Source organism: Bradyrhizobium sp. P5_C11_2 (genome assembly GCF_054049755.1).
Genome location: NZ_JBFULT010000605.1, coordinates 1 through 4,385 on the forward strand (window position 1 = coordinate 1; position 4,385 = coordinate 4,385).

Annotated in this window: 3 protein-coding genes and 2 pseudogenes; 2 read left to right on the forward strand and 3 right to left on the reverse strand. The window is 62.8% G+C overall.

All coding sequences use genetic code 11. The features are described 5' to 3' along the window. Window positions 1-324: IS110 family transposase (locus ACXJL8_RS35065; RefSeq protein WP_456686458.1), on the reverse strand; the 324-nt coding region annotated here is incomplete at its 3' end. 90 nt (window positions 325-414) lie between these two features. Between ACXJL8_RS35065 and ACXJL8_RS35070 the strand changes: the two are divergent. Then, window positions 415-1,425, forward strand: a pseudogene (locus ACXJL8_RS35070) (IS3 family transposase); the annotation flags it as partial. Window positions 1,426-1,535: 110 nt separating this feature from the next. On the opposite strand, the gene ACXJL8_RS35075 reads toward ACXJL8_RS35070, so the two are convergent. Then, window positions 1,536-2,696, reverse strand: coding sequence for a PAS domain-containing protein (locus ACXJL8_RS35075; RefSeq protein WP_456686456.1), 1,161 nt, complete (start codon window positions 2,694-2,696; stop codon window positions 1,536-1,538). 240 nt (window positions 2,697-2,936) lie between these two features. Further along, window positions 2,937-3,656, reverse strand: coding sequence for a Crp/Fnr family transcriptional regulator (locus ACXJL8_RS35080; RefSeq protein ID WP_456686457.1), 720 nt, complete (start codon window positions 3,654-3,656; stop codon window positions 2,937-2,939). A 548-nt stretch (window positions 3,657-4,204) separates the two neighbouring features. Between ACXJL8_RS35080 and ACXJL8_RS35085 the strand changes: the two are divergent. Then, window positions 4,205-4,385 (forward strand): annotated as a pseudogene (locus tag ACXJL8_RS35085) (IS481 family transposase); the annotation flags it as partial.

A 4,385-nucleotide genomic window follows, 5' to 3' on the forward strand; every position in this document is an offset into this window, starting at 1 on the left:
CGCCTTGAGGGGCACGAAGCGCATGGTCGGGCGTGTGGCTGCCTCGGCGATGGCCTCGGCATCACGGTCGTCGTTCTTCTGCGCTTTGACGTAGGGTCGAACATACTCCGGCGACATCAGACGGACGGTGTGCCCCTGCGCTACGAGCAACTGGCCGAGATGATGGGCGCCGCAGCAGGCCTCCATCGCGACCACACAAGCCGGTAGCTTGGCCGTCAGTCCGACGACTGTCTCACGCCGCGCCCGGCGGCGCAGGACGACAACTCCAGCCGCATCGAAACCGACGAGGCTGCAGCTGTTCTTGCCGAGGTCGATACCCAGCACGGCGATCGAGCTCTTTGCCATTCCAGATCCCTCCACGTGTCCGTGGCAGAAGAATGCCACGACGGTTCAGTGAGGGGCGGGCCATCCCATAAGCATGAGCGGGGTTGGGGGCGACCAGGCATGAGGTACCCGGCCCCCGAGAAGCTGGAGATCATCCGGCTGGTCGAGCAATCCCATCTGCCGGTGCGCGCCACCGTGGGCAAGCTCGGCATCACCCGCTCGACGTTCTACCGCCGGTACGACGCTTACCAGCACGGCGGCCCCGAGGCGTTGAGCGACCATCCCTCGCGGCCGAGCCGGGTCTGGAACCGCCTACCTGCGGAGATCCGCGAGCAGATCGTTGCCCTGGCCTTGGAGCAGCCTGAACTCAGCTCGCGTGAACTGGCGGTACGCTTCACCGACGAGCGTCGCTACTTCGTCTCGGAAGCGACCGTCTACCGGCTGCTCAAGGCTCAGGACCTGATCACCAGCCCGGCCTATATCGTCATCAAGGCCGCCGACGAGTTCCGCGATAAGACCACCGCTCCTAACCAGCTTTGGCAGACGGACTTCACCTACCTCAAGGTCGTTGGCTGGGGCTGGTACTATGTGTCGACCGTGCTGGACGACTTCTCGCGCTACATCGTGGCGTGGAAGCTGTGCACTACGATGCAGGCCAGCGACGTCACTGCCACGCTCGACCTGGCGCTCGGTGCGGCTGGACTCGATCAGGCGCGGGTAACGCATCGGCCCCGCCTGCTGAGCGATAACGGCCCAAGCTACGTCGCCAGCGACCTGGCCGACTGGCTCGGCCGCCGGGGCATGACCCACATCCGCGGTGCGCCTTGTCATCCGCAAATGCAGGGCAAGATCGAGCGTTGGCACCAGACGCTCAAGAACCGCATCCTGCTCGAACACACCTACTTACCTGGACAACTCGAAGCGCGGGTGGCGGCCTTCGTCGAGCATTACAATCACTGCCGAGCTCACGAGAGCCTGAGCAACCTCACGCCCGCTGACGTCTACTTCGGACGCGGCGAAGGGATCCTGGCCGAGCGGGAACGCATCAAGCGCCAGACCGTGATGGATCGCCGCTTGCGCCACCACGCGCAGGCCACCTAACCTCTTACCCCAGATGGACCAAAGCCTCCGCTCCTGAACACCGCTGAATGTCCCAAATCATCTGACGACGGACATGTCCGCGCTTCCGTCCTGACATCCGCAGAAGCGGCTCAAGCAATCTGCAGAACCTGCGAGGACATGGGCAGATCCACACGGCAGACGAGACCGCTCGACTCGAAACGCAGCTTTGAGCGCGCGTTGAGATCAGCGGGCAGGATTTGCTCCAGCAGCAGCAGGCCAAAGCCGGCCTGCGACGGCGGCGACACTGGCTCCGATGCCCCACGTTCCGCCCAACGGAACAGAAGGCGCGGCTCGCGCCCGCGCGAGTGGACGCGCCATCTCACCGAGACAAAGCCGTTGCTTCCCGACAGGGCTCCAAACTTCAGGGCATTCGTCGCAAGCTCGTGAACAGCAAGGCCGAAAGTCTCGGCAGCCTGGGGCAGAAGGCTGACTGGCGGCCCGGCGATGCGGATCCGATCCACATCCGCCATCTCGAACGCCTGCAACTCGTCCCCCACAAGCCATTCGAGATCAAGGCCGCCCGGCGGGTTCTGCATCGCCGCGCTTTGCAGGCGCTGCAACGCGTCGATACGGCCATCCAGATGCGCAGCATACGCTGCAAAGGCCTCGTTGGTGTCAGCAGTTCGACGTGCGATGGAGCGTACCAGCCCAAGCGTGTTGTGCACCTGCTTCTGAAGATCGGCGGATGTCTGCGCCAATTGCTCCATTAGATGGCCGGCATCGGCGGACAAGCCGACCTTCTGGGCCACGCCGACTGCAGCTTGGGCTGTGATCTCGTGGACGCGACCGACCCGCTCCTCTGGCTGTTCGCCGATCGGCTCGCCCGGTTTGATCTCCCGCTGCAGAGCGATCCAGTGAGTGATCTTTCCAGCCTCATCGCGCAGGGGCGTGATGTGCCAGTGGAGGGTATAGGTGCTGCCATCCTTGCGGTAGTTGATCGCTGTGCCCTGAAAGGCCTCGCGTGTCTCCAGATCCGAGCGCAGGTGATCGAGCGCCGTCCTGTCCGTCTGGGGTCCCTGCAGCATGCGCGGCGTTTGCCCAACCGCCTCCTCGGCCGAGTAGCCGGTCATGCGTGTGAAGGCAGGATTGACGTACGTGATGATCGGACCAGGGGGCTTCAGTTGAGCTCCGGTGATGACGACAGCCTCGCCGATGGCGTCGAGAGCTGACAGGACGAGCTCAAGTTGATCCTGGGTCCCTGCTGGGACCTGTGGATCACTCCTGGGTTTGTCAGCGGGGATGCTGATCATGACGCAATTCTAAGTTGAGGCAGAGCACCGGCACCGACCGTCGGTGCCTCTCCGAGCCCCTCCGGCGCCAGATGCTCATAAAGGTCTAACAGCTCTCATGCGCGGCAGGTTGCGATCCGGCTGAAAGGGCGGCCACTGTGTTCAATCGCGTGCGCGATACCTGCGCGACGCGGTTGATGTGAACGGGGGAGATGCCGAGTGCCTGTTGGTGTGGAGGGTTTTGAGAAGAGGTGAGAGCGGCTAGAGCCCTGATTGCCCATTTTTGAGGTGAAGGTATCCGGGATCGAACTCACCGAACGCTTTGAGCCGTCGAACATCTGGGATGGTCAATCGGCCGTCCTCAAGGAAGATCAAGTCGTTGCGGCGCAACTCCCGGAGGACGCGGTTCATGTGAACGTGCGAGATTGCGGTGGCGTCAGCCAAGTCCGCCTGCGTCAGGCCTAGTTTGAAGCTGTTCTCGAGGGCAAGCCCCACCGCCTGCATTCGAACCAGTAACTCGCAGAAGAGATGCGCCTGCCGCTTCGGGGCCGGGCGGCTGTCATTGGCCAGCCATTCCCGCGCGATGCTGATGTCCACCAGGGTGGCCCACCACAGGGCATGGGCAATCCCCTGATGGGCCTCTGCCAGCTCCGCCATCCTCTCGCGGGCTATCTCCACGACGCTGCAGGGCGTCAGTGCTGCGAGGCTCCAGTCGGAAGGATATTGTGCAGAGGCGTGCACCTCACAAAGGTCACCCGGCAGGAGGTATTGAGCAATCCGGCGTGCTCCGCTGACCAGGATTTTGTAGCGGCACGCCATGCCGCTCATGATGACGTGCACGGTGTCCGTGTGTTGGACGAGCGTGACGTTCCGTCGAGCTTCAACGGATCGCAAGGCGGGTGTCAGGGCCTGCAGGGCATCTTGTTCGGCATCGGAGAGGCTGCCGGCATATTGTAGCCGCTGGATCAACGGACTGCCCACAGCCTTCTCGCGCCCTGCTCTGCAGTTATCGCAATATGCTTGACTCAGTATACGGGCGGCAACCTCGGAAAGTTCCCGTAAAGCAAACTCGGCTCGGCAAGCGAAGTCCTAGTTAAGCTCTTTGCGCCGTCTCGTCAGACATTGGCATCCGCGCAGCATCACTCACTGTCAAGCTGCTGAGGCCGGCTACTTCACGCCCCTATCATTCCAGGGGCGTTTGCCAGTTCGAAACGTTCCAGACGCCGCTGTGTGTTATTCACGGCGTGTTTGATCCGCTGCGCAGCGCTCCGAGCTGGCCAAGGCCATCGGCCTCGGACGCCCAGGATTGATGACAGAGAGCGCGCCCAAGCGTCACCGCAAGGCCGTTTGATCAAGCTCTGCAGATGCCGGCGGCTCTGATGCTGCCGGCATCTCTATCGAAGTAGCTGAATTGACGCGCGGCCTCTTCGACGTCTGGCAATCTGGCAGAATCCCGCAGGTGCTAGGTGTGCAGTCCCGCGGTGTGGTGGCATCAATTTAGCTGTAACCGCCGCACACCGGGAGGCGTTATGGGACAGGTTCTTCACGGCTGCGCCACGACCACGCACGCGGTCAGAGCAACGCTACAGCGATCGAAAGCTCCGCTCAAAGATCTTGCCGCCCAGCATGGACTGAACCCCAAGACAGTCGCGAAGTGGCGTAAGCGAGCCTTCGTGCATGACGCGGCGATGGGACCGAAGACGCCGCGCT

Excerpts from the sequence above, each read along its gene's own strand:
- ACXJL8_RS35075 (WP_456686456.1), bottom strand. The coding sequence starts at position 2,696 with ATGATCAGCATCCCCGCTGACAAACCCAGGAGTGATCCACAGGTCCCA.